At 71.8% G+C, this 25,213-nt stretch carries 23 protein-coding genes; 10 read left to right on the top strand and 13 right to left on the bottom strand.

From position 1 onward, the window contains the following. Positions 1–38 precede the first annotated feature (38 nt). From ABEG17_RS01370 to ABEG17_RS01360, 3 genes are all read right to left on the bottom strand, one after another. Complete coding sequence (locus tag ABEG17_RS01370; RefSeq protein WP_406831462.1) at positions 39–1,460, bottom strand: dihydrolipoyl dehydrogenase family protein; 1,422 nt, start codon at positions 1,458–1,460, stop codon at positions 39–41. After that, positions 1,457–1,987, bottom strand: coding sequence for a hypothetical protein (locus ABEG17_RS01365; protein ID WP_406831461.1), 531 nt, complete (start codon positions 1,985–1,987; stop codon positions 1,457–1,459). The genes ABEG17_RS01370 and ABEG17_RS01365 overlap by 4 nt, the downstream gene beginning before the upstream one ends. 142 nt (positions 1,988–2,129) lie before the next feature. After that, positions 2,130–3,326 carry a hypothetical protein gene (locus ABEG17_RS01360; RefSeq protein ID WP_406831460.1) on the bottom strand — a complete coding sequence of 399 codons (1,197 nt, stop codon included), beginning with the start codon at positions 3,324–3,326 and terminating at the stop codon, positions 2,130–2,132. Between the two features lie 373 nt (positions 3,327–3,699). On the opposite strand from ABEG17_RS01360, the gene tig reads away from it, so the two are divergent. Continuing rightward, the gene (tig, locus tag ABEG17_RS01355) at positions 3,700–5,052 is read left to right on the top strand and encodes a trigger factor (protein WP_406831459.1); all 1,353 of its coding nucleotides are present in this window, start codon (positions 3,700–3,702) and stop codon (positions 5,050–5,052) included. A 124-nt stretch (positions 5,053–5,176) separates the two neighbouring features. After that, complete coding sequence (locus tag ABEG17_RS01350; RefSeq protein ID WP_406831458.1) at positions 5,177–5,677, top strand: hypothetical protein; 501 nt, start codon at positions 5,177–5,179, stop codon at positions 5,675–5,677. Between the two features lie 137 nt (positions 5,678–5,814). Here the strand turns inward: ABEG17_RS01350 and ABEG17_RS01345 are convergent, their stop codons facing one another. Further along, positions 5,815–6,903, bottom strand: a complete 1,089-nt coding sequence (locus tag ABEG17_RS01345) for a LacI family DNA-binding transcriptional regulator (RefSeq protein ID WP_406831457.1) — start codon at positions 6,901–6,903, stop codon at positions 5,815–5,817. Positions 6,904–6,994: 91 nt separating this feature from the next. On the opposite strand from ABEG17_RS01345, the gene ABEG17_RS01340 reads away from it, so the two are divergent. From ABEG17_RS01340 to ABEG17_RS01325, 4 genes are all read left to right on the top strand, one after another. Then, entirely contained in the window at positions 6,995–8,230 is a 1,236-nt protein-coding gene (locus tag ABEG17_RS01340) for an MFS transporter (protein ID WP_406831456.1), read from the top strand. A gap of 133 nt (positions 8,231–8,363) precedes the next feature. Beyond that, the gene (locus ABEG17_RS01335; protein ID WP_406831454.1) at positions 8,364–9,005 is read left to right on the top strand and encodes an ATP-dependent Clp protease proteolytic subunit; all 642 of its coding nucleotides are present in this window, start codon (positions 8,364–8,366) and stop codon (positions 9,003–9,005) included. Between the two features lie 11 nt (positions 9,006–9,016). Next, entirely contained in the window at positions 9,017–9,682 is a 666-nt protein-coding gene (locus ABEG17_RS01330) for an ATP-dependent Clp protease proteolytic subunit (RefSeq protein WP_406831453.1), read from the top strand. 106 nt (positions 9,683–9,788) lie between these two features. Then, positions 9,789–10,376 (top strand): hypothetical protein, encoded by a 588-nt coding sequence (locus ABEG17_RS01325; protein WP_406831452.1) that lies wholly within the window; start codon positions 9,789–9,791, stop codon positions 10,374–10,376. A 9-nt stretch (positions 10,377–10,385) separates the two neighbouring features. Here the strand turns inward: ABEG17_RS01325 and ABEG17_RS01320 are convergent, their stop codons facing one another. Then, positions 10,386–11,426 carry a TerC family protein gene (locus ABEG17_RS01320; protein WP_406831451.1) on the bottom strand — a complete coding sequence of 347 codons (1,041 nt, stop codon included), beginning with the start codon at positions 11,424–11,426 and terminating at the stop codon, positions 10,386–10,388. 351 nt (positions 11,427–11,777) lie between these two features. Between ABEG17_RS01320 and clpX the strand changes: the two genes are divergently transcribed. Continuing rightward, complete coding sequence (clpX, locus tag ABEG17_RS01315; RefSeq protein WP_406831450.1) at positions 11,778–13,052, top strand: ATP-dependent Clp protease ATP-binding subunit ClpX; 1,275 nt, start codon at positions 11,778–11,780, stop codon at positions 13,050–13,052. Positions 13,053–13,099: 47 nt separating this feature from the next. Here the strand turns inward: clpX and ABEG17_RS01310 are convergent, their stop codons facing one another. Genes ABEG17_RS01310 through ABEG17_RS01290 form a run of 5 tightly spaced genes read right to left on the bottom strand, consistent with a single transcriptional unit; the run spans position 13,100 to position 17,287 of the window. Beyond that, positions 13,100–13,672, bottom strand: a complete 573-nt coding sequence (locus ABEG17_RS01310; RefSeq protein ID WP_406831449.1) for a hypothetical protein — start codon at positions 13,670–13,672, stop codon at positions 13,100–13,102. Beyond that, the gene (locus ABEG17_RS01305; protein ID WP_406831448.1) at positions 13,669–15,054 is read right to left on the bottom strand and encodes a DUF58 domain-containing protein; all 1,386 of its coding nucleotides are present in this window, start codon (positions 15,052–15,054) and stop codon (positions 13,669–13,671) included. The genes ABEG17_RS01310 and ABEG17_RS01305 overlap by 4 nt, the downstream gene beginning before the upstream one ends. Beyond that, positions 15,051–16,049, bottom strand: a complete 999-nt coding sequence (locus ABEG17_RS01300) for an AAA family ATPase (protein WP_406833118.1) — start codon at positions 16,047–16,049, stop codon at positions 15,051–15,053. Before ABEG17_RS01300 ends, ABEG17_RS01305 begins: the two co-directional genes overlap by 4 nt. 6 nt (positions 16,050–16,055) lie before the next feature. Then, on the bottom strand, positions 16,056–16,556 hold the full coding sequence (locus ABEG17_RS01295; RefSeq protein WP_406831447.1) for a hypothetical protein: 501 nt from the start codon (positions 16,554–16,556) through the stop codon (positions 16,056–16,058). Further along, on the bottom strand, positions 16,553–17,287 hold the full coding sequence (locus ABEG17_RS01290) for a DUF4129 domain-containing protein (RefSeq protein WP_406831446.1): 735 nt from the start codon (positions 17,285–17,287) through the stop codon (positions 16,553–16,555). Before ABEG17_RS01290 ends, ABEG17_RS01295 begins: the two co-directional genes overlap by 4 nt. A 169-nt stretch (positions 17,288–17,456) precedes the next feature. Here ABEG17_RS01290 and ABEG17_RS01285 point away from each other — a divergent pair, with 169 nt between their 5' ends. From ABEG17_RS01285 to ABEG17_RS01275, 3 genes are all read left to right on the top strand, one after another. Then, complete coding sequence (locus tag ABEG17_RS01285; protein WP_406831445.1) at positions 17,457–18,515, top strand: sigma-70 family RNA polymerase sigma factor; 1,059 nt, start codon at positions 17,457–17,459, stop codon at positions 18,513–18,515. Positions 18,516–18,520: 5 nt separating this feature from the next. Further along, positions 18,521–19,111 (top strand): maleylpyruvate isomerase N-terminal domain-containing protein, encoded by a 591-nt coding sequence (locus ABEG17_RS01280; RefSeq protein ID WP_406831444.1) that lies wholly within the window; start codon positions 18,521–18,523, stop codon positions 19,109–19,111. Between the two features lie 111 nt (positions 19,112–19,222). Next, positions 19,223–19,924 (top strand): hypothetical protein, encoded by a 702-nt coding sequence (locus tag ABEG17_RS01275; protein WP_406831443.1) that lies wholly within the window; start codon positions 19,223–19,225, stop codon positions 19,922–19,924. On the opposite strand, the gene valS is transcribed toward ABEG17_RS01275, so the two are convergent. The 3 genes from valS to eccB form a co-directional block, all read right to left on the bottom strand. Next, positions 19,855–22,506: a valine--tRNA ligase gene (gene valS, locus ABEG17_RS01270; RefSeq protein WP_406831442.1), complete on the bottom strand. Its 2,652-nt coding sequence runs from the start codon at positions 22,504–22,506 to the stop codon at positions 19,855–19,857. The genes ABEG17_RS01275 and valS overlap by 70 nt on opposite strands. 69 nt (positions 22,507–22,575) lie before the next feature. Then, on the bottom strand, positions 22,576–23,811 hold the full coding sequence (locus ABEG17_RS01265; RefSeq protein ID WP_406831441.1) for a S8 family serine peptidase: 1,236 nt from the start codon (positions 23,809–23,811) through the stop codon (positions 22,576–22,578). Further along, the gene (gene eccB, locus ABEG17_RS01260; protein ID WP_406831440.1) at positions 23,808–25,145 is read right to left on the bottom strand and encodes a type VII secretion protein EccB; all 1,338 of its coding nucleotides are present in this window, start codon (positions 25,143–25,145) and stop codon (positions 23,808–23,810) included. Before eccB ends, ABEG17_RS01265 begins: the two co-directional genes overlap by 4 nt. Positions 25,146–25,213 lie beyond the last annotated feature (68 nt).

Below are 25,213 nucleotides of genomic sequence, written 5' to 3'. Positions count from 1 at the left end.
CACCGGTCGGTGGGGCCCTTCGTCTTTGCTCGTGGCGGTCAGAGGCCGTACTCCTCCAGCAGGCGCAGCCAGATCTCGCTCATGGTCGGGTACGAGGGGACCGCGTGCCACAGCGTGGTCAGCGGCACCCTGCCGACGATCGCGACGGTGGCGGGGTGGATGAGCTCGGCGACGTCCTGGCCCACGAAGGTCGCACCGACGAGCACTCCCGCGTCCTCGTCGACGACGATCCGGGCCTGCCCCTCGTAGCCCTCGGCCTGCAGGCCCGAGCCGGCGGCCTTGTCCATGGCCAGGTCCACGACGCGGATGTTGAGGCCGCGTTCGCGCGCCTGCGCCTCGGTCAGCCCGGCCGCTGCGACCTCGGGGTCGGTGAAGACGACCTGCGGGGCGCCGAGGTCATCAGCCCAGGGAGTCGTCTTCCGGTCGTCCGGCTCGCGATGGGCTGCGCGGGCGCCGACGAGGTCGCCGCAGGCGCGCGCCTGGTACTTGCCCATGTGCGTGAGGAGGGCGATCCCGTTGACGTCGCCCACGGCATACAGCCACGGCACCTCGCCGCCCACTCCCTTGACCTCCATGCGGTCGGTGACGGACACGTACCCGGCGTCGGTGAGCTCGGCGCCGACGGCCTCGAGGCCCAGGCCTCGGGTGGCGGGGGTCCGGCCCACGGCAACGAGCAGCTCGTCGGCGACCACGGTGTCCCCGCCCTCGAGGTGGACGGTGACCTCTCCGGTGGGGCCGAGGCGGGACACCTTCTCCGCCTTGGTGCCGGTGCGGACGTCGACGCCGTCACGTTCGAGGGCCTCCTTCACGGCGGTGCCGGCGAACTCCTCGTTGCGGCCGAGCAGGCCCGGGGCCTGCTCCACGATCGTGACCGACGAGCCCAGCGCCTGGAACACCTGGGCGAGCTCGCAGGCCACGACCCCACCGCCGAGGACGGCGAGTCGGTCCGGGATGCGGCGCGTGGTTGTGGCCTCGCGGTTCGTCCACGGCTTCGCCTCGCGCAGGCCGGGGATGGGGGGCACAGCCGGAGTGGTGCCGGTGGCCAGGATGACCGCCTGCCTGGCGTGGACCTCCCGACCGTCGACCTCGAGGGTCCTGGTGCCGGTGAGCACGCCCTCGCCGCGCAGGAGCGTGATGCCCACGTGCTCGAGCCAGCCGACCTGTCCGCTGTCGTCGAGCTTGTTGATCCAGGAGTCCCTGCGGTCGAGGACCCCCTGGGCGTCGAGGTGCGCGCCCTCCGAACCCTGGACGCGCTGCGAGGCCCTGGTGGCGTGGATCGGGCGCAGCAGCGCCTTGCTGGGGGAGCAGGCGTAGAAGCTGCACTCCCCGCCGACGAGGTGCTTCTCGACGACGGCCACCGTGAGGCCGGCCTTGCGGGCGCGGTCCGCGGCGTTCTCACCGACCGGTCCCGCACCGATGACGACGACGTCGAACTCCAGGGGCTGCCGCTCGTTGCTCATGGGCGCACCGCCCCACTGCCGAGGGCGCCGGTCATGACGTCGTGCAGGCGCGAGCGACCACCGTCGCGATCGAGCTGCTGTTCGACCCGGCGCACGAGTCGCTCAGAGGGCCACACGTGCCACAGCATCAGCAGCAGCGAGAGGGTGCCACCCACGACGTAGGTCATGGCGGTATGGGGTTCGACGGCGAACGCTGCGACCAGGGCGACCAGGGCGACGGACTCGCAGAGCGCGAAGCGCAGCATCATCGAGGTCTGGAACGCGGCGCGCCCCGTGCTCGCCGCGTCGGCGTCGGTGGTCACGGGTGCCACGGCCGGGACCCGGTAGCCGACGGACTCGACGAGGAGGTGAACGGCTACCGCCATGACCCCGAGAGCCACCGGCACCCACACCGGCGGGTAGTCATCGAAGCCCAGGACGACGCCGAGGACGAACGCGAAGATCAGCAGGGCTCCCATGAAGGTGCCGGCCGAGATGCGGACCTGGCCGATGGGTGCTGCCGCAGAGGGGGAGTCGGGTTGGCTCATGGGTCCAAACCTAGGTGGGCCTGCGGCGTCCCGCCCGGTGAGCAGGGACGGACGACGGCCCCGGGGCAGGTGCTCCGGGGCCGTCGTCATCACTGTCGTGCCGGCTTGCGGCCGCACGGTCGCGGCCGGTGGTGCGGGTCGATCAGAACGCGGAGGTGCCGTTTGGGGTGCCGAGGCCGGTCGGGCCGTCCCAGCCGGACTTGGCGGTGCACCAGGAGGCGCAGGTGCCGTTGGAGCCGGAGGTCACGTCGAACAGGGCCGCCTGGTTGGCGTAGGGGAGGGTGTTGGCGTATCCGGCGGTGTTGCCGCTGAGCGCGTAGACCGAGGCGACGATCGGCGAGGAGAGGCTGGTGCCGCCGTACTGCGCCCACGAGGAGGAGCTCTGCGTGGTCGGGGCGTAGGTCGCCAGACCGGTGTTGGGGTCGGCGACGGCGGAGACGTCGGCGATGGCGCGACCGCTGCAGGCGGTCATGGCCGAGGTCTGGCCGGCCGGAGCCGCGTTGAGGGTGGTGCAGCCCGAACCGGCGCCGCTCCACGCGGACTCGTTCCAGCCACGGGCGCTGGTGTCCTTGAACAGCGAGGTGCCACCGACGGCCGTCACGTAGTGCGAGGAGGCCGGGAAGCTGCCGCCCTGGTAGCCGTTGTCACCGGTCGAGGCCGTGACGGCGATGCCGGGGTGGTTGTAGGCCGCGCCGTACGTGCTGTCGGCGAGGTCGCCGCCGCCGTAGCTGTTGGAGATCGCCGCGACGCCGGCCTGCTCGGCAGCGGTGTTCACCGCTGCGCCGAGGTCGGCCAGGCTCGCGCTGTTGGCCTGGACCAGGACGATCTTGCAGGACGGGCAGGTGGCCGAGACCGCGTCGAGGTCGAGTGCCTGCTCGCCGGCCCACCCGGCGTTGAAGCGGGGCAGCGAGGTGCCACCGGTCTGGTTGATGATGCGCAGGCAGCCGTTCGCCTTGGTGCAGGCGGACTCACCCCACTGGCTGCGGTACACACCAAGGTCGCGCTCGGCGTTCGGGTACCCGTAGGCGTCGACGATGGCGACGGTGCGGCCACCGGCGGACAGGCCGGTCACCTTGTACGCGCTCTGGATGTCGGCCGGGGTCTTACCGGAGATGGCCTCGGGCGTGACCGGCTTGCCCGCGGGGCTGACGGCCTTGCCCGAGCTGTCGACGAGCTTCAGCGCTGAGCAGGCCGCGAGGGTGGGGGAGGCGGGAGTGGCACAGACACGGGTGGCGTGGCCGCGCGCCGACGGGGCCGCGGACGCGGTGGTGACCGTGGTGGCGGCGAGCCCGAGCGAGGCCGAGGCCGCGAGGGCGACGGCGAGGATCTGCTTGCGCATGCGTGAGTTCTCCTGGGTGGGGGGAGAGGGGCGGCGGTCGCCGTCCCTGTCCGGACTCTCACGGGGAACGCGAGCGCAAACCATGACATCCGTCATCACCCGGACGACCTGACGAAGAAATGACGTCGCCGGGTCGAAGAATTTGCCCGGATTCGTGACAGATGTCGTGGGTGCCGTCCGACCTGGCAGGCATGGTCCGGGGCCCGCGCAGGAGCAGGTCGCGCGGGGTGGGCGGGGGTGGCAGGAGCCTCGGTTCGGTGGGGCGTCCCGCAGCGGCTACCATGGGTTTTTGGCCCGCGCGCGCCCATCGCCGGTGTGCAGGGCCTTTCTCGTTGCCCCGCCCGTTCCCCACCTGAACCTGGAGTACCCCGCAGTGAAGAGTGCCGTCGAGACCCTCAACCCGACTCGGGTCAAGCTGACCGTCGAGGTCCCGTTCGAGGAGCTCAAGCCCAGCCTCGACGCGGCATACGCGACCATCGGCTCCCAGATCCAGGTCCCCGGCTTCCGCAAGGGCAAGGTCCCCAGCCGGATCATCGACCAGCGTGTCGGCCGCGGCGCCGTCCTGCAGGAGGCCGTGAACGAGGCCCTCCCGCAGTTCTACGGCCAGGCCGTCGAGGACAACAAGGTCCGCCCGATCGGCCAGCCCGAGGTCGACGTGACCGAGGTCCCCGCCGAGGACGGCCAGGACCTCAAGTTCACCGTCGAGGTCGACGTGCGCCCCGAGGTCGAGCTGCCCGAGGACTTCAGCGCCATCACCGTCGAGGTCGACGAGGCCAAGGCGTCCGACGAGGACGTCGAGGAGCGCCTCATCGCGCTCCAGGAGCGCTTCGGCAGCCTCAAGGGTGTCGAGCGCGTCGTCGAGACCGGTGACTTCGTGTCCGTCGACCTCGACGCCTCGATCGGTGACGAGGAGATCGACTCGGTCAAGGGCATCTCCTACGAGGTCGGCTCCGCCAACATGCTCGACGGAATGGACGAGGCGCTCGTCGGCATGGCCGCGGGTGAGACCAAGAGCTTCACCGCCCCGCTCGCCGGCGGCGACCACGAGGGCGAGAACGCCGACGTCACCGTGACGGTCCAGTCCGTCAAGGTGCGCGAGCTCCCGCCGCTGGACGACGACTTCGCCCAGCTGGCGTCCGAGTTCGACACGCTGCGCGAGCTGCGTGCCGACGTGACCAAGCAGGCCGAGCAGGCCAAGAAGTTCGAGCAGGGCGTCCAGGCCCGCGACAAGGTGCTCGAGCACCTCCTCGAGACCATCGAGATCCCCGTGCCCGACGCGCTCGTCGAGGCCGAGGTCACCGCGCACCTCGAGGGTGAGGACCGCCTCGAGGACGACGAGCACCGCGCCGAGGTCGACGAGAGCACCCGCAAGGCGCTCAAGGCCCAGTTCCTGCTCGACGCCATCGCCGAGAAGACCGAGGTGAAGGTCGAGCAGCCCGAGCTCATCGAGTACCTCGTCATGTCGGCCCAGCAGTACGGCATGGACCCCAACCAGTTCGCGCAGGCGATCGACCAGCAGGGCCAGGTGCCCGCCATGGTCGCCGAGGTCGCCCGCCGCAAGGCGCTGGCCAACGTCCTGGAGCAGGCCAAGGTCGTCGACACCTCCGGTGCCGAGATCGACCTCAGCGAGGTCACCGCCACCGATGTCGCCTCCGAGCTCGCCGAGGGTCACGACCACGAGGGTCACGACCACGAGGGTCACGACCACGAGGGTCACGACCACTGACCTCCCTTTGCCGGCGGTCATGACCGCCAACCGCACGTAAACGTATGCCGTGCCCCGGAGTCCGGGGCACGGCATACGTCGTTTGCCGGATTGCTGACGATGCGTCACCCCTGAGTCTTGTCCCATGGACACGGCCTCCTTCCAGAAGTTGCGCCTCGCGGTGCAGGAGAACGCCAACCCCGCGGACGACCGCTACGTCACCGCGCTCCAGGGCGCCCTGGACCAGGGGTTGCGCGGCAGCCGCCTCTTCGCCGAGGTCGAGCTGGGGCGCACCGATGACGTCGACCGGATGGTCATCGGCATCTGCCGCTGCGTCGACGACGTCGCCCCGTGGGAGGCCGGTGTCGGCATCGAGCGCATGTGGGGCGTGGTCGCGATGGACACCCGGTGGGAGATCCACCACGTGTCCTCGAACGACAGCTACATGGAGTTCGAGGCAGCCGTGACCATGGACGACAGCGGGCGCTACATCACCGTGAACCTCGTCGCCGAGCCGGCCCGCGTGGCGCACCCCGTGGAGGCCGACGCCGACCAGCCGGCAAGCACCCTCGCCGATCGCCCGGGTGGAAGCTCCGCCGCGGGTCCGGACGGGCTACCGCCGAGGACCGCGACGATCGACGCCTGAGTCGTTCCCGAGCCGCCGGGCGTTCGACGCGACGGCGGCTCCGGGCTGAACCACCCAGGACGGTCCCCCTGGCCGTCCCAGGTTGCCGACCCGCTCCATCCCCCCTGGCGCGGGTCGTGCCACTGCCCCCGTCCGCCTCAGGCGGGCGGGGGCATCGTGGTGCTGCCGGTCCGCAGGGCGACCGGGGCCGCCTCGTCGTCGGGTCGGTCGCCGTCGAGCAGCTGCCGCAACAGCTCCCCGAGGCGCCGGCCCTTGCGTTCGCCGTGCTGGTCCATGGTGGTCAGGGTGCCTGCGAACCACGGCAGCTCGACACCGTCGAAGCCGGTGACGCTGAGGTCCTGCGGCACCCGCAGGCCGAGCTCGTCGGCGGCCCGCACCACACCCATCGCCAGCAGGTCGGACTGCGCGACCACGGCGGTCGGGCGCTCGGGCGGCGGTCGGTCGAGCAGCAGCCGTGCCGCCGTGGCCCCCTGCTCCACGTCCGGCAGGGAGGTCACCGCGAGCAGCCCGTCCCCAGCCGTGCCTGCGGGCAGGTCGAAGACGTCGAGGAAGCCGCGAGCCCGGTCGCGGCTGTCGGCGAAGGTGGCCCGGTCCAGGTCCGCGACGTCGGCGAGGCCGGTGGCGCTGTCGGGGCGCAACGGCATCATCAGGTGCGCCACCCGATGGTGCCCCAGGTCACGGACGTGCCGAGAGATGGTGGCGCCGGCGGCGCGGTTGTCGAGGGCCAGCTGCACGACCTCCGGCCCCGCGGGGGACCCGTCGCCGAGCATCGGTATGCCGCGTGCCGCCAGGTGTGCGACGGCCGGGTTGTCGTCGGGGCCGCAGAGGGAGAAGACCACGGCGTCCAGGGCCGTCGCCGACAGCTGGGGGATCGCCTTCTCCGGCGCCCCGGCGTGCTGGGCGATGAGCAGCATCCCGGCCGGGATCTCGTCGAGGACCTGCGAGAGCCCGTCGAGGACGCTTACGGCGAACGGGTCGCGGAACGCGTGCAGCAGCCGGCCCTCGACGATGACCCCGACGATCCCGGAGCGGCCGTGGCGCAGGGAGGAGGCCAGCGGGTCGGGGCCGGTGTAGCCGAGGTCGGCAGCGGCGGCCAGCACCCGCTCCAGGGTCTGCGGTGCGACCGGCCCCTTGCCGCTGAAGGCGAGCGAGGCGGTGGAGGTCGAGACCCCGGCAGCCTCGGCGACCGCCCGCAGGGTGGCGCGAGGTTGACGGGGGGTGCTCATGGAGGACACACTATCGAAACGATTCGATCGAATCGATTCGACCTTACCGATCCGACCCCAGGACCACACGCGTCCCGCGCAGGAAGCCATCGTGAACCACACCACCTCCCTCGACCGCACCCGCGTCGTCGCCGCCCGCAACGCCGTCTTCATCGTCTTCGCCCTGGCCGGGGTGACCTTCGCGTCGTTCGCCGCCCGCATCGCCGACAGCAAGGCCGAGCTCGGGCTCACCGCCGGCCAGCTGGGCCTCACCTTGTTCGCCGCCTCGGCCGGGTCGTTGACCGCGCTGCCCTCTGCGGGGCGCGTGGCGGGTCGGATCGGTGCCGCGCGCACCGTCGTGGTCGGCATGGGCCTGGGTTTCGCCGGGCTGCTCGTCGTGGCAGCAGCCGTCGACATCGCCCAGTCGCGCTGGCTCATGGCGGCCGGGCTCTACTTCGTCGGGATGGGCGTCGGCCTCTGGGACGTCGCGATGAACCTCGAGGGTGCTGCCGTCGAGCGCCTGCTCGGGAAGACCGTCATGCCGCACTTCCACGCGGCCTTCTCCGGCGGCACCGTGCTCAGTGCGCTCATCGGTGCCGGCATGTCGTGGGGGAAGGTGCCGCTGCTGGCCCACTTCCTCGGCGCCATCGTGGTGTCCGGTGCCCTCGGGTTGTGGGCGCTGAAGTCGTTCCTGCCGCGTGCGGTCGAGGTCAGCGACGGGGAGCCGACCCGAGACGCCACGGGCACGGTGGCCAAGCCGCGGTCGGCCTGGCTGGAGCCCCGCACGCTGATGATCGGCCTTGTGGTGCTCGCCGCGGCCTTCACCGAGGGCACCGCGAACGACTGGATCGCCGTGGGCTTCGTCGAGGGCCACGGGCTGCCGGCCTGGGCCGGCGTGCTGGCCTTCGCCTCCTTCCTGTCCTTCATGACCGTGGGTCGCCTGGTCGGCACCGGGCTGCTCGACCGGTACGGGCGGGTGCCGGTCCTCCAGATCACCTTCGCGATGGCCGCGGTGGGCTCGGTCCTGGTCATCTTCGGCAACGTCTGGGTCGCCTACCTCGGCACGGCCGTCTGGGGCGTGGGCGCCTCGCTCGGCTTCCCCGTCGGCATGAGCGCGTCCGCGGACGACCCGGCCCGCGCGGCGGCCCGGATGTCGGTCGTGGCCACGATCGGGTACACCGCCTTCATCGCCGGCCCGCCGCTGCTCGGCTTCCTCGGCGACCACTTCACGGTGCTGAAGGCCCTCATGGCCGTCACGGCCATGGTCGCCGCGGCGATGCTCGTCATCCCCGCGACACGAGAGCCCCAGAAGGCTCCGGTCGAGCGGGAGCAGCCGGTCCGTTCCTGACCCGGCGCAGTCCCGGCCGGACGCCATACGGGGCTGCTGTGCGCTCAGGGCGAACATGCCCCGGATCGGGGACTTCCCCCAGCCACCTCCGCGTTAGGGTCACTGACAAGCCCAAACCCCGAGCGATGGAGACATGGTGAGCACGCCACAAGAGATCGTCGCCGCAGCTGAGCGGCCGCAGGGTGGTCTGGACGACCACATCTACAACCGTCTGCTCAAGGAGCGGATCATCTTCCTCGGCTCGGACGTTCGCGACGACAACGCGAACGCGATCTGCGCGCAGCTGCTGCTGCTCGCCGCCGAGGACCCCAGCAAGGACATCTGGCTCTACATCAACAGCCCCGGCGGCTCCATCTCCGCGGGCATGGCGATCTACGACACGATGAAGTGGATCCCCAACGACGTGGCCACGGTGGCCATGGGCATGGCGGCTTCGATGGGCCAGTTCCTGCTCTCCGCCGGCACCCACGGCAAGCGCTACGCGACCCCGCACGCCCGCGTGATGATGCACCAGCCCTCGGGTGGCATCGGCGGCACGGCGTCGGACATCAAGATCCAGGCCGAGCAGATGCTCTACGTCAAGAAGCAGATGGCCGAGCTGATCGCCGAGCACACCGGACAGACGATCGAGCAGATCGAGCGTGACTCCGACCGCGACCGCTGGTTCAGCGCCGAGGAGGCCAAGACCTACGGCTTCGTCGACCACGTGTTCAGCAGCGCCGCGCAGGCCGGCACCCGTGGCGGCGACGACAACCCGGTCTCCGGGGACAAGTGAGGGACGGACAGATGAACTACAACACCAACCCCGCCATGCACGGTGGGCTCCAGGTCCCGGCTCCCTCGAGCCGCTACATCCTGCCGCAGTTCGAGGAGCGCACCTCCTACGGCATGAAGCGCCTCGACCCCTACACGAAGCTCTTCGAGGACCGCATCATCTTCCTCGGCGTGCAGGTCGACGACGCGTCCGCGGACGACGTCATCGCCCAGCTCATCGTGCTGGAGTCCCAGGACCCCGACCGCGACATCCTCATGTACATCAACAGCCCCGGTGGCTCGTTCACGGCGATGACCGCGATCTACGACACCATGCAGTACATCCGCCCCGACGTGCAGACGTTCGTCATCGGGCAGGCCGCGTCCGCAGCCGCGGTGCTGCTGTCGGCCGGTGCCAAGGGCAAGCGGTTCGCCCTGCCGAACGCCCGGATCCTCATCCACCAGCCCGCCCTCGAGGGTGGCATGGGTGGTCAGGCGTCCGACATCGAGATCCAGGCCAACGAGGTCCTGCGCATGCGCACCTGGCTCGAGGAGACCTGGGCGGAGCACTCCGGCCGCTCCGTCGAGCAGGTCCGCAACGACATCGAGCGCGACAAGATCCTGTCCGCCGCCGAGGCCAAGGAGTACGGCCTCATCGACGAGGTCCTCGGCTCCCGCAAGGGCACCCTGGACGACTGAGTCGTCCCAGCCCGCACGTCCGGTATGCCGCCCGCTCACCTCGAGCGGGCGGCATACCTGCGTCCGGGGGTGGGAACGACCCCGGACCTTGCGGCGTCCCACGGTCGTGAAACGCGCAGCGCTGCTCGTCCTCGCCCTCGCGGCCGCCCTCGTCGTGATCCCGGGGACGGCCGCGTTCGCGTGCTCCTGCGCCGGGCTGCCTGTCGCCGACGAGGTGGCCCGGGCCGACCTGGTCGTCGTGGGTGTCGTCGGCGCCGCGGTGGGCGCTGGTCAGACGGTGACCCGTCCCGTCACGGTCACCCGCACCCTCAAGGGCGTGGCCGGGCCCCGGCTGGACGTCAGCAGTGCCCGCGACGGGGCGTCCTGCGGCCTGGAGGTCGAACTTGGGCGGGAGTACGTCGTGTTCGCCGCCGAGCGCGGCGGCACGATGACCGCCGACCTGTGCGGGGGCACCGCTCCGGCCGACGAGGAGCACCTGAGGCAGGTGGAGGCGGTCACCGGACCCGGGCAGGTGGTGCGCGCCGAGCCCGCCACCGCGCCCGCCCGCGCCATGGCGCACACTCCGGTCGACGCGCCTCCGGCCGACCCCGCCGACCCGTGGCTGCCGGCCGGCACCGCCGCCGCGGTGGCTGCGATCGTGGTGACGACCCTCGGGGTGCTCGGCGTCGTGCTGGCCCGGCGCCGCCGGACCTGACGCGGGCCGTCAGCGCACGCTGGTGCGCTCGGGGTCGGGCTCGGGGTCGGCGGCTGACTGACGGGTGGCGGCCAGGCTCGTCGCCGTGACGACGGCGAGGATGCCGACGATGACGCCCAGTGAGGCCAGCGTCGGGATCTCGGGCGTCGAGGGCCACACGCCATGGGCCCAGTGGAGGACGAGCTTGACGCCGATGAAGCCCAGGATCGCCGCCAGCCCGTAGCCGAGGTGCACGAGGCGGGAGAGGGCGCCCTCGAGCACGAAGTACAGGGCGCGCAGGCCCAGCAGCGCGAAGGCGTTGGTGGCGAACACGAGGTAGGGGTCGCCGGTGATGCCGTAGACGGCCGGGACCGAGTCGACGGCGAAGACGATGTCGGTGCCCAGGATGGCGACGGTCACGAGGGCCAGCGGGGTGAGGGCGCGACGACCGTTCTCCCGGACGGTCATCGCCGTCGAGTGGTACTCGTCCTTGACCGGCATGAACCGGCGAAGGACGCGGACGGTGCGCATGGTGTCGATGTCGATCTCGTGGTCGTTGCCCTGGACGGCGTCCTTGAGGAGCTTGACCCCGGTCACGAGCAGGACCGCGCCGAAGAGCAGGAAGGTCCAGTCGAACGTCTTGAGCATCTGCGCGCCGAGCGCGATGAACACCCCGCGAAGGGCCAGGGCGCCGACGACGCCGATCAGCAGCACCCGCTGTTGCAGCATCTTGGGCACGGCGAACGCCGCGAGCAGCAGCATGAAGACGAACAGGTTGTCCACGGACAACGACTTCTCGACGAGGTAACCGGTGTAGTACTCGACGCCGATGGTGCTGCCGTGCTGGGACCAGATGTAGCCGCCGAAGGCGACGGGCAGGCCGATGTAGAACGCCGACCAGCCCAGTGCCTCCTTCATGGAGACCTCGTGCGGGCGCCGGGTGAGCAGGAAGTCCATGACCACGAGGGCGAGGACGGCACCGATGCTCACCGCCCACAGCAGGGGGGTGCCGATCGAGTCGCGGACCGCGGGATCCGCGGCGGCGTGGACGAGGGAGGAGATGGATGGCATGGAAGACCTCATGGGTAGCCGTCCGAGGTCTCCTTCACCGCCTGGGAGATGCGGCGCCGCCCGGGAGCACCATGGGGTGCTCGTACTGACCGGATCGACTTTGGGAAGTACTCCCCTCGTGCTCAGAGGGTACCGGCGGCGCGGTCCGTCCACCAACTCAGGGGACGTCGAGGCTGCCTCCCGGTTCGTCCCGACTCTCGCGTCGACGACTTGTCCGCCCTCAGCGGACAAGCGCGACGGGAGCCCGACTCGGCGGTTTCAATGGAGCCACGGCAGCACGTGGCGATGTAGCGTCGGACCGTTGCTGCCCGAGGTGGGCAGTGTTCGCACGGACAGACCGGAGGACAGCGAGTGGCACGCATGGGAGAGAGCGGCGACCTGCTGAAGTGCTCGTTCTGCGGGAAGAGCCAGAAGCAGGTCAAGAAGCTCATCGCCGGTCCCGGTGTCTACATCTGCGACGAGTGCATCGACCTCTGCAACGAGATCATCGAGGAGGAGCTCGCCGAGTCCTCCGAGCTGGGCCTGGACGAGCTGCCCAAGCCGAAGGAGATCTTCGGGTTCCTGGAGAACTACGTCGTGGGCCAGGACGTCGCCAAGAAGGCGCTCGCCGTCGCGGTCTACAACCACTACAAGCGCATCCAGGCTGGTGAGGCCAGCGCGAAGAAGGACGTCGAGTCGGTCGACATCGCCAAGTCCAACATCCTGCTCATCGGCCCGACGGGCTGCGGCAAGACCTACCTCGCCCAGACCTTGGCCCGCATGCTCAACGTGCCGTTCGCCATCGCCGACGCGACGGCCCTGACCGAGGCCGGCTACGTCGGCGAGGACGTCGAGAACATCCTCCTCAAGCTCATCCAGGCCGCCGACTACGACGTCAAGAAGGCCGAGACGGGCATCATCTACATCGACGAGGTCGACAAGATCGCCCGCAAGAGCGAGAACCCGTCGATCACGCGGGACGTCTCCGGTGAGGGGGTGCAGCAGGCGCTGCTCAAGATCCTCGAGGGCACGACCGCCTCCGTCCCGCCCCAGGGCGGCCGCAAGCACCCGCACCAGGAGTTCATCCAGATCGACACGACGAACGTGCTGTTCATCGTGGGTGGCGCGTTCGCCGGGCTGGAGAAGCTCATCGAGTCGCGCAACGGCAAGAAGGGCCTGGGCTTCGGTTCCGAGCTGCACAGGCCCAAGGACCTCGCCGAGTCGATCCACGAGGTGATGCCCGAGGACCTCATGAAGTTCGGGCTGATCCCGGAGTTCATCGGCCGCCTGCCCGTCATCACCACGGTCAGCCCGCTCGACCAGTCCGCGCTCGTGACGATCCTGTCCGAGCCGCGCAACGCCCTGGTCAAGCAGTACAAGAAGATGTTCGAGATCGACGGCGTCGAGCTCGAGTTCACCGACGACGCGCTCCAGGCGATCGCCGACTCCGCGCTCAAGCGCGGCACCGGTGCCCGTGGCCTGCGCGCGATCATGGAGGAGGTGCTCATGCCGGTGATGTTCGACGTCCCCAGCGACGAGGGCATCGCCCGCGTGGTCGTCACCCGGGAGGTCGTCGAGGACAACGTGCTCGCGACCATCGTCCGGCGCGACGAGGAGCCCAAGCGCGCGCGCAAGCGCTCCGCCTGACCCCGACACGCTCCCGGGCGCAGTTTGGGCGCAGGTCACGGCGCAGGTCAGGGGCTGCGGTCGCGGGAGAGCAGCCAGACGGCCAGGGCCAGCACCGCGGCGCCCGCGATCGCGGCATACGTGAGGGAGACGTCGCCCGGCACGACCTGGCGTCCCGCTCCATAGGCGAGGGCCCACACGGGTACGGTCGCGGCCATCACGACCACGCCCCGGCGTGCCCAACGACGCAGGCTGGCGCTCGGCACCGAGGCCCCCGGGGGCAGGCTCGCCGCGAGGGCCGCGCACAGGTGGACCACCACGAGCAACCAGGCTGCGGCGAGCAGCAGCACCCACGCCCGGGTGCTGTCGGGGACCGGGACGGTCCCGACCCAGCCCAGGGTCAGGCCGACGACCAGCAGGCCGGCAGCTGGGGACTCCGGGCGCCACGCAGCCCACCCCGACAGGGCCACCAGCACGACGGCTCCCGCGAGGAGGTCGTCGGTCGCCGCGAGGAGGGTGACCGCGACGAGGGCGACCGACGCCACGACCAGCAGGAGGCGGACGGCCGCCTGCGAGGGCGACAGGCCCAGGACGCGCAGGATGCGTGGGGACTCGCGCACCGGGCGGGACGTGACGCTCACCGGCTCACCACCCGTGGAGCCCGGGAGCGCCTGCCGAGGTCGCGCAGGACGAGGTCGAGCGTGCCCGGACCTGCCCAGGGGACGATCGGCACCCCTGACTCGCGGGCACGCGCCATCTCACGGCTGCGTTCGAGCAGCCGCAGCCGCCACGCCAGCCGGGTCTCCCGGGGATGCTCGGTGGCGGACGACGCGATCTCTGCCAGACGTTCCAGGGGGATGTCGGCGGTGGCGAGGTGGGTCGGCAGGGTGTCCACCGTGACGACGGAGATGCCGCGACGGGAGAGCCCGACGGCGTGGGCGAGGACGTCGGGGGAGATGGCGGGCGTGAGGATGACGGCCAGGGTTCCTGCCGCCACGTGGTGCCGGAGCTGGGAGCGCAGCCGCTTCTCGTCGCTGACGGTGCCGTCGGCGACCGTGGTGCGGGCCAGGGCGTCCAGGAGGCGCCGCAGGTGGTGCGGCCCCGCCGCGGCCGTGACCGGTGGCAGGTCGCGAGCGCCGAGGACGATGAGGCCCACCCGGTCGCCGGCCCGGAGGTAGTGCTCGGCGATGGCGCCGGCGGCCCGTACGGCGTTGTCCAGGCTGCTGCCGGCACCGCCGATGCCCTCGCTCTGGCCGATGTCGTGCATGGCGTCGACGAGCAGGAGGATCTCGCTGTCCTGGTCGGCGTGGGTCGCCGTCACGTGCAGCTCCCCGGTGCGCACCGAGACGGGCCAGTGCACCCGGCGCAGACGGTCGCCGAAGCGGAACGGCCTGATCTGGTCGAGCTCACCACCGTCGCCCGGGTGGTGCGAGCGGTTCTGGCCGACCAGCCCGTCCGGTCGCGGGACGGCGACGCGTGCGGTGAAGCTGTCGGGCAGCGGCACGGTCGAGATGGCCGGGAGCGAGACCGGCTGGGGCTCCCAGCGGAACGCCCCCAGCGGGCTGGTCAGGGCCACGGTGGCCGGGCCCAGCGGACGCCGCCCCCAGCGGGTGCTGCGGCACACGATGGACGCGGTCGCCGGCGTCGTGCCGTCCGCCTCGACGGCGACGGACAGGGATCGTGAGGCGGGGGAGTACGTGGTGTACGGCGTGGCCAGGAGCGTGACGCCGGCTTCCTCGACGTCGGGGTGCGCAGCCACCGCGACCTGCCACGTGGTCGCCTGGCCCTCGCGCAGGAGGGGGTGGCCGACCTTGGCATCCACCACGGGGTCCGTGCGGGGACGGCGCGTGCTGGCCCACAGCGCGACCAGCAGCAGCGGCGCGCCGAGCACGACGGCATCGGGCCGGCGCAAGGTGACCCCGGCGGCGACCAGCAGCACGCCGAGCCCCAGGGACCGGACGTGGGCCGGCGTCACGCGCCACCGGCCCACGAGGCGGTGCGGCGCGAGGTGCGGCTCGCTCACGGGCGCTCGAAGCCCGTCCGGGCCGATCCGGCCACCGCCGCAGACGGCGTCGGGACCGAGGTGAGGACGGCATCGACGACGCTGGCGGCGGAGACGTCGTTCATCCACAGCTCCGGGCGCACCGTCACCCGGTGGTCGAGGCAGGCGTGCGCGACCGCCTTGACGTCCTCGGGGGTGACGTAGTCGCGGCCGCGCAGCACGGCATACGCGCGGGACGTGAGGAGCAGGGCGAGGGAGCCGCGCGGCGAGGCGCCCATGAGGAGGTTCTGGTGGCTGCGGGTCGCCGCGGCCAGGCGCACGCAGTACTGACCTATTCCCTCGTCGACGGTGACGGTCTCGACGGACCGCTGCATCTCCATCAGCCCGTCGGCATCGGTGACGCGCGCGACCTCCTGGGACTCCTGACGTCGCGCCATCCGTCGCTGCAGGACCTCCCACTCTTCGGCGGCGCTGGGGTAGCCGAAGCTGACCCGCAGCAGGAACCGGTCGAGCTGGGCCTCCGGCAGGGGGTAGGTGCCCTCGTACTCGACGGGGTTGGCGGTGGCGAGCACGTGGAAGGGGCGGGGGAGGGCGAAGGTCTCACCCTCGACCGTCACCTGGCCCTCCTGCATCGCCTCGAGCAGGGCCGACTGGGTCTTGGGTGGCGTGCGGTTGATCTCGTCGGCGAGCAGCAGACCGGTGAACAGCGGCCCCTTGCGGAAGGTGAACTCATGGGTGCGCTGGTCGTAGAGGAACGAGCCCGTGAGGTCGCTCGGCAGGAGGTCCGGGGTGAACTGGGCGCGGGCGAAGTCGAGCCCGAGCGCCTGCGCGAACGACCGCGCGGCGAGGGTCTTGCCCAGACCGGGGAAGTCCTCCATGAGCACGTGGCCGCCGGCGAGGACGCCCGCGAGGACGATCTCGAGACTGCGGCGCTTGCCGACGACGGCGCGCTCGACCTCGCCGAGGATGGCGTCGGCACGGGCCGAGACCTCGTCGAGGGGAAGGGTCGAGGTCAGGGTCACTTAGAGCTCCTCCAGGGTGGTGGTGAACGCCTCCAGCCGGTCACCGCTCAGGCGGCTCGGCGCGGGCAGGGTCAGGTATGACGTGAGATCCGGTCCGAGCGCAGCGTGGGCTCGCTCGGGGTCCTGCGTGAGGGAGATGCCGCGCCGCAGCCGCAGCTGGTCGGCGGCCAGCGACGTGAGGGTCTCGTGCAGCCGACCGGCGGCGGTCAGGTCGCCGCCGGAGGCGGACCGGATGTCGTCGGCGAGGCGGGCGATCCTGAGGTCGGCGCCGCGTTGCCGCGGCGGAGGACGGAAGGTGTGCGTCCAGTCGGTCGATCCGCGGGACTGCCACAGCCACTGGCCCAGCACCGCCATCGCGGCGACGAGGCCGGCGCAGGCGACGAGCAGTCCCGTGCTGTTGAGGACCGGCACGGCGACGGTGACCGCGCCGACGAGGACGGCCATCGCGAGGGCCAGACCGAGCTGGTGTGCGGTGTCCAGGGCGGCCAGGCGTCGCCTCACGAGGTCCTTCCTGACGTGGACACCGTGGCGGGAGCGCCGGGACGCCGACCCTTCGGGGTGGCCCGCTGCAGCTCGACCTGCACCTGCTGGAGCGCCTCGCGGGCCCTGGTGCGCATGTCCTCGCCGACCGGGTGCCTCGAGAAGCGCGCCTCACGGTAGAGCGCCGCCAGCGCATCGAGGGGGCCGCGGTCCACGGAGTAGGAGCGCAGCACGTCGGTCACGAGCTCGGTGGAGGTACGGGTCGGGTCGTCGCGCACACCCAGCGACCGCGCCGCGGACTCGAGCGCGACCCAAGCGGCGACCACGGCGTTCGCGGGCGTGCCGGTGGCCAGCAGCTCTTCACTCTCGCGGGCCGCGCGGCGCATGACCTCGGGGACCATGTCGGCATCGGCGACCGCCGCGGTGGCCGCCTCCCTGCTGCGCCACCAGCGGCGGAGCTCACGGGCGACGACGACGAGCAGGGCCAGCACGATGATGGCCAGGAGCACCTTGGCCGCGGCGGTGACGAAGGCGACGAGCACGGGCTGCGCAGGACCCGGGAGGCCGTCGGAGAGCTTCTGCCCCTCCGACGTTCCTGCGTCGACGCGGTAGTCGATGCCGCGGGCCTTGGCCCTGGAGCTCGTCAGGTCCTGGCGCGCGAAGACGGCCACCGGTCCGGTGGCCGACACCCAGGCCGCCAGCAGGAGCGTCAGTGCGCCCCCACCCAGCAGTCCCCACCCACGTCCGGTCACGGTAAGCGACCCTAGGCAACGAGGGGCGCTCACGGCGAGACAAAAGCCCGATTTGGCAGCGATTCGTTACCGACCGATGAGTTCTCGTCGGCACCGCGGTCTGTCCTGGTGCGGCATCCCTGCGCCTAGGGTGGGGCGAGCAGCGTGGCCGCCGACAGGAGGACTTGCGATGACCCAGCTGAGCGACACCGAGACCGGCCTCGAGCCCGTTGCCGCGGATGCGCGCGAGGGCGTCGCCGCGCCGCCGGGGGCCGCGGCCTTCCCGGCGGTGGCGGACGGCTACCGACGCGAGCTCACCGCGCACTGCTACCGCATGACGGGGTCGATGCATGACGCCGAGGACCTCGTCCAGGAGACCTACCTGCGAGCCTGGCGCGCGTACGGTGGCTTCGAGGGACGGTCGTCGGTGCGCACCTGGCTCTACCGCATCGCCACCAACGTGTGCCTCACCGCGCTCGAGGGCAAGGACCGCCGGCCCCTCCCGACCGGGCTCGGAGCGCCGGCCAGCGAGCCGGGTGACACGCTCGCGTCGTCCACGGAGATCTCCTGGCTCGAGCCGGTGGCCGACCCGCTCGTGGCCGGCGAGTCGAGCGACCCGGCGAGCATCGTCGGTGAGCGGGAGAGCATCCGACTGGCCTTCATCGCGGCCCTCCAGCACCTGCCGGCACGCCAGCGTGCGGTGCTCGTCCTGCGTGACGTCCTGCGGTGGAGGGCGGCCGAGGTCGCCGAGGCCTTGGACACCACCGAGGCCGCCGTGAACAGCGCCCTGCAGCGGGCCCACGCCCAGCTGTCCAAGGCCGACCTCAGCCAGGACACCATGGACACGACCCTCGACGCCGAGAAGCAGGCGATGCTCGATCGGTACGTGAAAGCGTTCTGGGACAAGGACATCGCGTCCATCGTCAGCATGCTCACCACCGACGCGGTCTGGGAGATGCCTCCGTTCACGGGGTGGTACTCCGGCCGGGAGGCGATCGGCGCGCTCATCGACACCCAGTGTCCGGGCGGGGTCAACGACATGCCCATGGTGCCCACCTCGGCGAACGGCCAGCCCGCGTTCGGGCTCTACTTGCGACAGCCCGACGGCACGTTCGCGCCGTTCCACCTGCAGGTGCTGACCCTGCGTGGAGCCGAGGTGGAGCACGTCGCGGCATTCTTCGACGTCACCCTGTTCGCCAAGTTCGGCCTGCCTGCGAGCCTGCCGGCCGGCTACGTCACCGGTCCCTGACCGCCATGTCGCTGCCCGGGATGGCGCCGGCCGCCCCCGGCGCCCTGGACCTGCTCGACCGCGCCGTCGGCTACACCCGTGGATGCCTGGCGAAGGTCACTCCCGAGGTTCTCGACCGCCCCACGCCCTGTGCCGGCTGGTCGCTGCTCGACCTGCTGGTGCACATGGACGACTCGCTCGCGGCGCTGGGGCAGGCCGCCGAGTCGTCGACCCTGACGCCGGCCCCGGAGCCCGAGCCGGCCGACGCCGGGGCCCTCCTGGTGAGCATCAGGCAGCGGGCCTGCACCCTGGTGGGCCAGTGGATGCCCCCGGGGGAGCCGATGGTGCGGCTGGGCCGGTTCGACCTCGCCCGCGAGACCCTCGGCGGCGTCGGCGCGCTGGAGATCACGCTGCACGGGTGGGACGTCGCGACGACGCTCGGTCTGGACCGGCCGATCCCCCCGGCCCTGGCGATGGACCTGTGGCCGTTGGCCCGTGACCACATCACCGATGCCGACCGGCCGGGGAGGTTCGCGCTCCCGCCGGGGGTCCCGCCGTGGGCGTCTCCGGCGACGTTGCTGCTGGCGCACGCCGGTCGCCGTGGCGGGGCCGCCTGAGATCGCTCGACGAGCGCGGCCACCGGGCCCGTTCGGCGCCCTGTTCGCCTGACCCGAAGGGACGGTGCAGGCCTGCTGGACGCGACTGGTCCGAGCGGACAAGATGGGCCCATGGCCACGGGTTACCGGTTGAGCAGCGGGGACGTCGGGCCGGTGCAGCAGAGCCCGGTGACGTGCGGCTCGGCCTGCCTCACCGTGGCCCGGATGCTGGTCAACCCCGCCTTCGCGCGGTGGATCACGACCGGTGAGGGGCCGCGCGGCGACGCACCCGCGGGGGCGAGCCAGGCGGAGCGCTTCGCTGCATACGAGCGCGTGGTCATGGCGCGCACCAACGGACTGCTCGCCGGCGGGCGGCGGCTGAACCTGCCGTGGCCCCACTCCCTGGGGACCCCGCCCTGGGGCGCGCGCAAGGAGCTCGAGTTCGGGGCTGCGCGCAAGGGCGCGACGTACGAGCTGCGCCCGGTCCGGCAGCTCACCACGGCTGGCCTGCGGACTGCGCACGCCCGGCTGGTCGACGTCGTCGCCGAGGGCGAGCCGGCCCTGCTCTACATCGGCAACGCGACGCTGCCCCGGCACGTCACCCTCGTGCTGCCGGGCGACGGGGACCGGGTCCTCGACGTGTACGACCCGGCCACGGGCTCGGTGACGCTGCTGGACGAGGACCGGTTCGCCGGCCGGTCACTGCGCCTGTCGGGCTGGGACGTCCCGTGGGTCGCCGTCCAGCCCGACGGACTGCGCAGGGTTCAGGCCTTTGGCTTCTCCACCGGGATGAGCTCGGCGTCGCGCACCTCGGGGGTCTCGGCCTCGGCATAGGTGGGCACGGCGGTGATGCGCCCGGCCGCGCGCAGGTCGGTCTCCGCCTGCTGCACCCGGGCGACCCACTCCCCGGGACCGGCGAGGACGAGCGACGCCACCTCGGCGCGCATGCCGACCTTCGCCTCCGACTTGGCCTTGCGGACCCCGGCCAGGGCCTCGCCGACCGCCGTCAGGACCGCCGGGTCGCCACCTGCGCCTGCCGCGACGTCGTCGACGGTCGGCCACGCGGCACGGTGCACCGAACCCTCGTGCCACCACGACCAGACCTCCTCGGTGACGTAGGGGAGGAAGGGGGCGAGCAGGCGCAGCAGCACGTCGAGCGCGATGCGCAGGGCTGCACGAGCCGATGCCGCGGCCTCTTCCCCCTGGCCCCCGTAGGCACGGTCCTTGACCAGCTCGAGGTAGTCGTCGCAGAACGTCCAGAAGAACGTCTCGGTGGTCTCCAGCGCACGGGTGTGGTCCCACGACTCGAAGCCCGCAGTCGCCTTCGTGACGACGTCACGCAGCTCGGCCAGCATGGCGACGTCGAGCGGGTTCGTCACTGCCGCACCGAGATCGCCGTCCACTTCGCCACCGTTCTTGATTGCTGCTTCGGCTTCGCCAAAAGACAGCGCGAACTTGGTCGCGTTGAGGACCTTGATCGCCAGGCGGCGGCCGACCTTCATCTGGCCGGTGTCGTAGGCCGCGTCGGCGCCCAGGCGCCCGCTGGCCGCCCAGTAGCGGACCGCGTCGGCGGAGTGCTCCTTGACGACGTCCTCGGGCGTGACGACGTTGCCCTTGGACTTGCTCATCTTCTTGCGGTCCGGGTCGAGGATCCAGCCCGAGAGCGCGGCGTTGTGCCACGGCACCGAGTCGAACTCGAGGTGCGAGCGCACCATCGTCGAGAACAGCCAGGTCCGGATGATGTCGTGGCCCTGGGGGCGGACGTCCATCGGGAAGACGTCGGCGAACAGCTCGGGGTCGTCACGCCAGCGACCGGCGATCTGCGGCGTCAGCGACGACGTCGCCCAGGTGTCCATGATGTCGGGGTCGCCGACGAAGCCGCCGGCCTCGCCGCGCTGCGACTCGTCGTAGCCCGAAGGAGCCTGGGCGGCCGGGTCGACCGGCAGCTCGTCCTCGGAGGGCACGAGCGGCTTGTCCCAGACCGGGTCGCCCGCGTCGTCGAGCGGGTACCAGACGGGGATCGGGACCCCGAAGAAGCGCTGGCGCGAGACCAGCCAGTCGCCGTTGAGGCCGCTGACCCAGTTCTCATAGCGCGCGCGCATGAAGGCCGGGTGGAACTCGACCTGCCGCCCACGCTCGATGAACTCGGCGTTGAGCTCGCGGTCGCGACCACCGTTGCGGATGTACCACTGGCGCGAGGTGACGATCTCGAGCGGCTTCTCGCCGCGCTCGTAGAAGTTCGCCTTGCGCTGGGTCGTCTTGGGCTCACCGTCGAGGTCGCCCGACTCGCGCAGCGCGGCGACGATGGCCTCGCGGGCGCTGAAGGTGGTCTTCCCGGCGACGTTCTCGGCGAACAGCGCCTCACCCGGTCCGCCGGCCACCCACTCGGGGACCTCGGCCTGGATGCGGCCGGAGCGGGTGATGATGGAGCGGGTCGGCAGCTGCAGCTCCCGCCACCACAGCACGTCGGTCAGGTCGCCGAAGGTGCAGCACATCGCGATGCCGGCACCCTTGTCGGGCTCTGCCGCCGGGTGGGCCACGACGGGGACCTCGACCCCGAACAGGGGCGAGGTGACCGTGGTGCCGAACAACGCGGCATACCGCTCGTCGTCGGGGTGGGCGATGAGCGCGACCACGGAGGGGATGAGCTCGGGCCGGGTGGTCTCGATGTGGATGGGGCCGTCCGCGCCGTGGAAGGCGACGCGGTGGTAGGCGCCCGGGTAGTCGCGGGCCTCGAGCTCGGCCTGGGCCACGGCGGTCTGGAAGGTGACGTCCCACAGTCCCGGTGCCTCGGACTGGTAGGCCTCGCCGCGGGCGAGGTTGCGCAGGAACGCCTGCTGGGCCGTGGCGCGCGAGTGGTCGTCGATGGTGCGGTAGGAGATGTCCCAGTCGAGGCTGAAGCCCATCCGGCGGAAGAGGCTCTCGAACGCCTCCTCGTCCTTGACCGTCAGCTCGTCGCACAGCTCGATGAAGTTCTTCCGCGAGATCGGCTGCGCGTCGGCGGCCTTGAGGCTCTTGGCGTCACCGCGGTGCGGCGGCTGGAAACCCTCGGCGTAGGGCAGCGTCGCGTCGCCGCGGACCCCGTAGTAGTTCTGCACGCGCTTCTCGGTCGGCAGGCCGTTGTCGTCCCAGCCGATCGGGTAGAACACCTCGAACCCGGCCATCCGCTTGTAACGGGCCATGCAGTCGGTGTGCGTGTAGGAGAACACGTGCCCCATGTGCAGGGAGCCCGAGGCGGTCGGCGGGGGAGTGTCGATGGAGAAGACGGCGGCGCGGCCGCGCTCGTGGGCGGCGGCCCGGTCGAACGCGTAGGTGCCCTGCTCACGCCATACCTGCGACCACGTGTCCTCGAGCCCGTCGATGGAGGGCTTGTCGGGGATGGCTGCGGTGCGCGGCGTGGAGGGTGCGTCGGTCATGGCGTGAATCCTCCCATCCGCGGGTCGGCCCTGACCAACCGGTTCGGGCCGGGCGAGGTGGGGCGCCGGTCAGGCGGCGGCGCGACGACGCGGCCGCCGCAGGAGGCCGGCGAGGGCCAGCGCGATCAGGGCGCTGGTGCCGCCCAGGGACCACCACAGCGCGGCGGTGCGCTCGGGGGCGTGCGGGTCGCTGGACTGGGTGAGGTCGATGGGCCGCACCACCTGTTCGACCGGGGTGCGCGCACGTTCACCGGGGAGACTGGGACCCCCGACCGATCCGTCGGCGATCGCCGTCAGCGCCTCGTAGGGCTGGATCAGGCCCCACCCGGCGTAGTCGTCGCGGCTGTCGCGTTGGGGACGCGAGGCGGTGACCTCGAGCCGGTGCTTCCACTGTGCCGGCCCGGCGTCGGGGAAGCGCTGCACGAGCAGTGCCGCGGCCGCCGAGGCGTACGCCGTGGCGAAGCTCGTGGACTCACCCTCCTGGCTGAGCAGGCAGTCGCCGGCGGCGTGGAACGTGGTGAGGATGTCGGTGCCCGGCGCCGACACGTCCACGTGCTTGCCGTGGATCGAGTCGTCCGTAACCGAGTCGGCGGTGTCCGCGGCCGAGACCGCCAGCACCTCCGGGTATGCCGCGGGGTAGCGGGGTCCGTCGGCCTTGTCCTCCGCGGTGGTGCGGTTGCCCGCCGAGGCGACGATGAGGGCGCCCTTGTCGGTGGCGTACCTCGAGGCGGCGCGGAGCCGGGCGTCGTCGGTGGGGGTGCTCATCGAGACGTTGATGACCTTGGCGCCGTGGTCGGCGGCGTAGCGGATGCCGGCGGCCATGCGGTCGGCGCGCGGACCCACCCCGTCGGCCCTGCTCTGCTCGTCGGCGTCGTAGAAGACCTGGACCGGCATGACCTTGGCGTCGGGAGCCAGGCCGAGCAGCCCCGACCCGCGCACGGAGCGCGCGACGATCTGGCCGGCGACGGCGGTGCCGTGACCGGCGTCGTCCTCGGTGGGCTTGAGCTTGGGCACGAACGAGGTGCCTTTCACCAGTGCGCCGTCGAAGTGCTTGTTGCGGGCGTCGACCCCGGAGTCGACCACGGCCACGACGACGCCCCGGCCCGTGGCGAGGGTCCAGGCGTACTTGGCGTTGAGGCGCTGCAGGCCCATCGGGGTGTCCGGCACGTACTGCACCGCGTTCACCGAGCACTCTGCGGCGGCCGCCGGCGCGGCAGCCGGGCCGGCCGTGAGCGCCCCGGCCGCCAAAACGCCGGCGGTGAGCACGGCGGACCCTCGGCCCAGTGCGGAGCGGGAGCCCGTCATCGGCCCTGGGAGATCGCCGACTGCGCGGCCCGGGTGCTCAGCCCGGGCCCGGAGCGGAACAGCTCCATCCACGCCTGTGGCACGGGGGTGACGTCCTTGGCGGCATACCCGAGGCGCGCGAGGACGTCGTCGGTGGCTGGGGTGACGGGGTAGGACGACCCCGTCTGGTCGACGGCCAGGACGGGACCGCGGTTGACGATGTTGCTGGCGATGGCGCGCACCAGGGCGCCGGTGCCCGCGGCGACGACGACCGCGGTGCCCTCTGACGGGGGCCGGGTGGTCGAGGTGGTCAGGGCGACCGTGGGGACCTTGGTGTAGCTCGCCGTGAGGGTGACGCATGGGTTGCTGCTCAGGGCGTTCGGCACCGTCTCGGGCCACTGCTTCGGCACGATCGAGGAGGAGGCGTTGCGCAGGCTGCCGACCTGCGCCGGGGTCACGGCGATGTCGGCGCCGGCCGACTGGCCGGAGCCGAGCAGGTAGAGGGCGTAGGCGAAGGGTGGCAGCGGCGCGAGCTCACCGGTGGGGGTGACGAGGTAGCGCCGCGGGTCCGCGCCCGGGGTCGCCACGGCGAGCACCGAGCCGACGACGGCGCCCGGGGGAAGCCCGGGGACCGCGGCACCCGCGTTGTCCAGCGTCAGGGGGCTGAGGGTGGGACCGATGGGGAACAACCCGGTCCACGTGGACGGGACGTCGAGCGGGGTGACCGTGTCGAGGCGCAGCGCGCGAAGGACCGCGGTCGCATCGCGAGCCCGCAGAGGGAGGCGGTAGCCGCCGGTGACGACGTAGAGGCTGCCGTCGGTGCGCACCACGGTGGCCTGTCCGGTCGCCGGGGGAGCCGCAGGTCCGCCGATGGTCGCGGCGATGCCGCCGCCCTGCCCGACGCACGCCGTCCAGCCCGAGTTGACCAGCCGGTCGGCGGCAGGGAGCGAGTCCGGTGCGCCGAGGATGCCGATGGTGGCGCCGCGGGGGGAGTTGGTGATCTTGTCGTCGTCGACCGTGACGACCTTGAAGGTGTCGGACGGGATGAGCAAGCGCGCACTCGTGGTGTTGATCACCGGGTAGAGCGTCTTCTTGATGGCGACGTAGCGGGCCCCGCTCTTCTTGGCGATGACCAGCGAGTTGTCGTCCCAGCCCGAGGGCAGCGAGGGCTTGAGGTAGCCGACCGCGATACCGCCGACGACCAGGAGCACCGACAGGGCGATGCTGCCGATGACAGCCCGCATCGGCCGCTGCGGCTCCACCTCACGACCACCCGGGGCGCCACTGACGAACGCGGTGGTCAGCCGGCGGCGGCTGAAGGCCTGGGCTTCGACCAGATCCTTCTTGGTGGCCAAACCGGGTACCTGCCTTCGGGTCGTGAGGTGGGGTTGGGTGGTGCTCGGTGCGCGAGTCAGGCGTGGCG

Source organism: Pedococcus sp. KACC 23699, assembly GCF_045348425.1.
In the GTDB taxonomy this organism is placed as follows: domain Bacteria; phylum Actinomycetota; class Actinomycetes; order Actinomycetales; family Dermatophilaceae; genus Pedococcus.
The sequence above is the reverse complement of the archived record's forward strand: the minus strand, read 5'-3'. Positions and strand labels throughout refer to the sequence as shown.

Excerpts from the sequence above, each read along its gene's own strand:
- ABEG17_RS01370 (WP_406831462.1), bottom strand. The coding sequence starts at position 1,460 with ATGAGCAACGAGCGGCAGCCCCTGGAGTTCGACGTCGTCGTCATCGGT.
- ABEG17_RS01365 (WP_406831461.1), bottom strand. The coding sequence starts at position 1,987 with ATGAGCCAACCCGACTCCCCCTCTGCGGCAGCACCCATCGGCCAGGTC.
- ABEG17_RS01360 (WP_406831460.1), bottom strand. The coding sequence starts at position 3,326 with ATGCGCAAGCAGATCCTCGCCGTCGCCCTCGCGGCCTCGGCCTCGCTC.
- ABEG17_RS01350 (WP_406831458.1), top strand. The coding sequence starts at position 5,177 with ATGGACACGGCCTCCTTCCAGAAGTTGCGCCTCGCGGTGCAGGAGAAC.
- ABEG17_RS01345 (WP_406831457.1), bottom strand. The coding sequence starts at position 6,903 with ATGAGCACCCCCCGTCAACCTCGCGCCACCCTGCGGGCGGTCGCCGAG.
- ABEG17_RS01335 (WP_406831454.1), top strand. The coding sequence starts at position 8,364 with ATGGTGAGCACGCCACAAGAGATCGTCGCCGCAGCTGAGCGGCCGCAG.
- ABEG17_RS01330 (WP_406831453.1), top strand. The coding sequence starts at position 9,017 with ATGAACTACAACACCAACCCCGCCATGCACGGTGGGCTCCAGGTCCCG.
- ABEG17_RS01320 (WP_406831451.1), bottom strand. The coding sequence starts at position 11,426 with ATGCCATCCATCTCCTCCCTCGTCCACGCCGCCGCGGATCCCGCGGTC.
- ABEG17_RS01285 (WP_406831445.1), top strand. The coding sequence starts at position 17,457 with ATGACCCAGCTGAGCGACACCGAGACCGGCCTCGAGCCCGTTGCCGCG.
- ABEG17_RS01280 (WP_406831444.1), top strand. The coding sequence starts at position 18,521 with ATGTCGCTGCCCGGGATGGCGCCGGCCGCCCCCGGCGCCCTGGACCTG.
- ABEG17_RS01275 (WP_406831443.1), top strand. The coding sequence starts at position 19,223 with ATGGCCACGGGTTACCGGTTGAGCAGCGGGGACGTCGGGCCGGTGCAG.
- valS (WP_406831442.1), bottom strand. The coding sequence starts at position 22,506 with ATGACCGACGCACCCTCCACGCCGCGCACCGCAGCCATCCCCGACAAG.
- ABEG17_RS01265 (WP_406831441.1), bottom strand. The coding sequence starts at position 23,811 with ATGACGGGCTCCCGCTCCGCACTGGGCCGAGGGTCCGCCGTGCTCACC.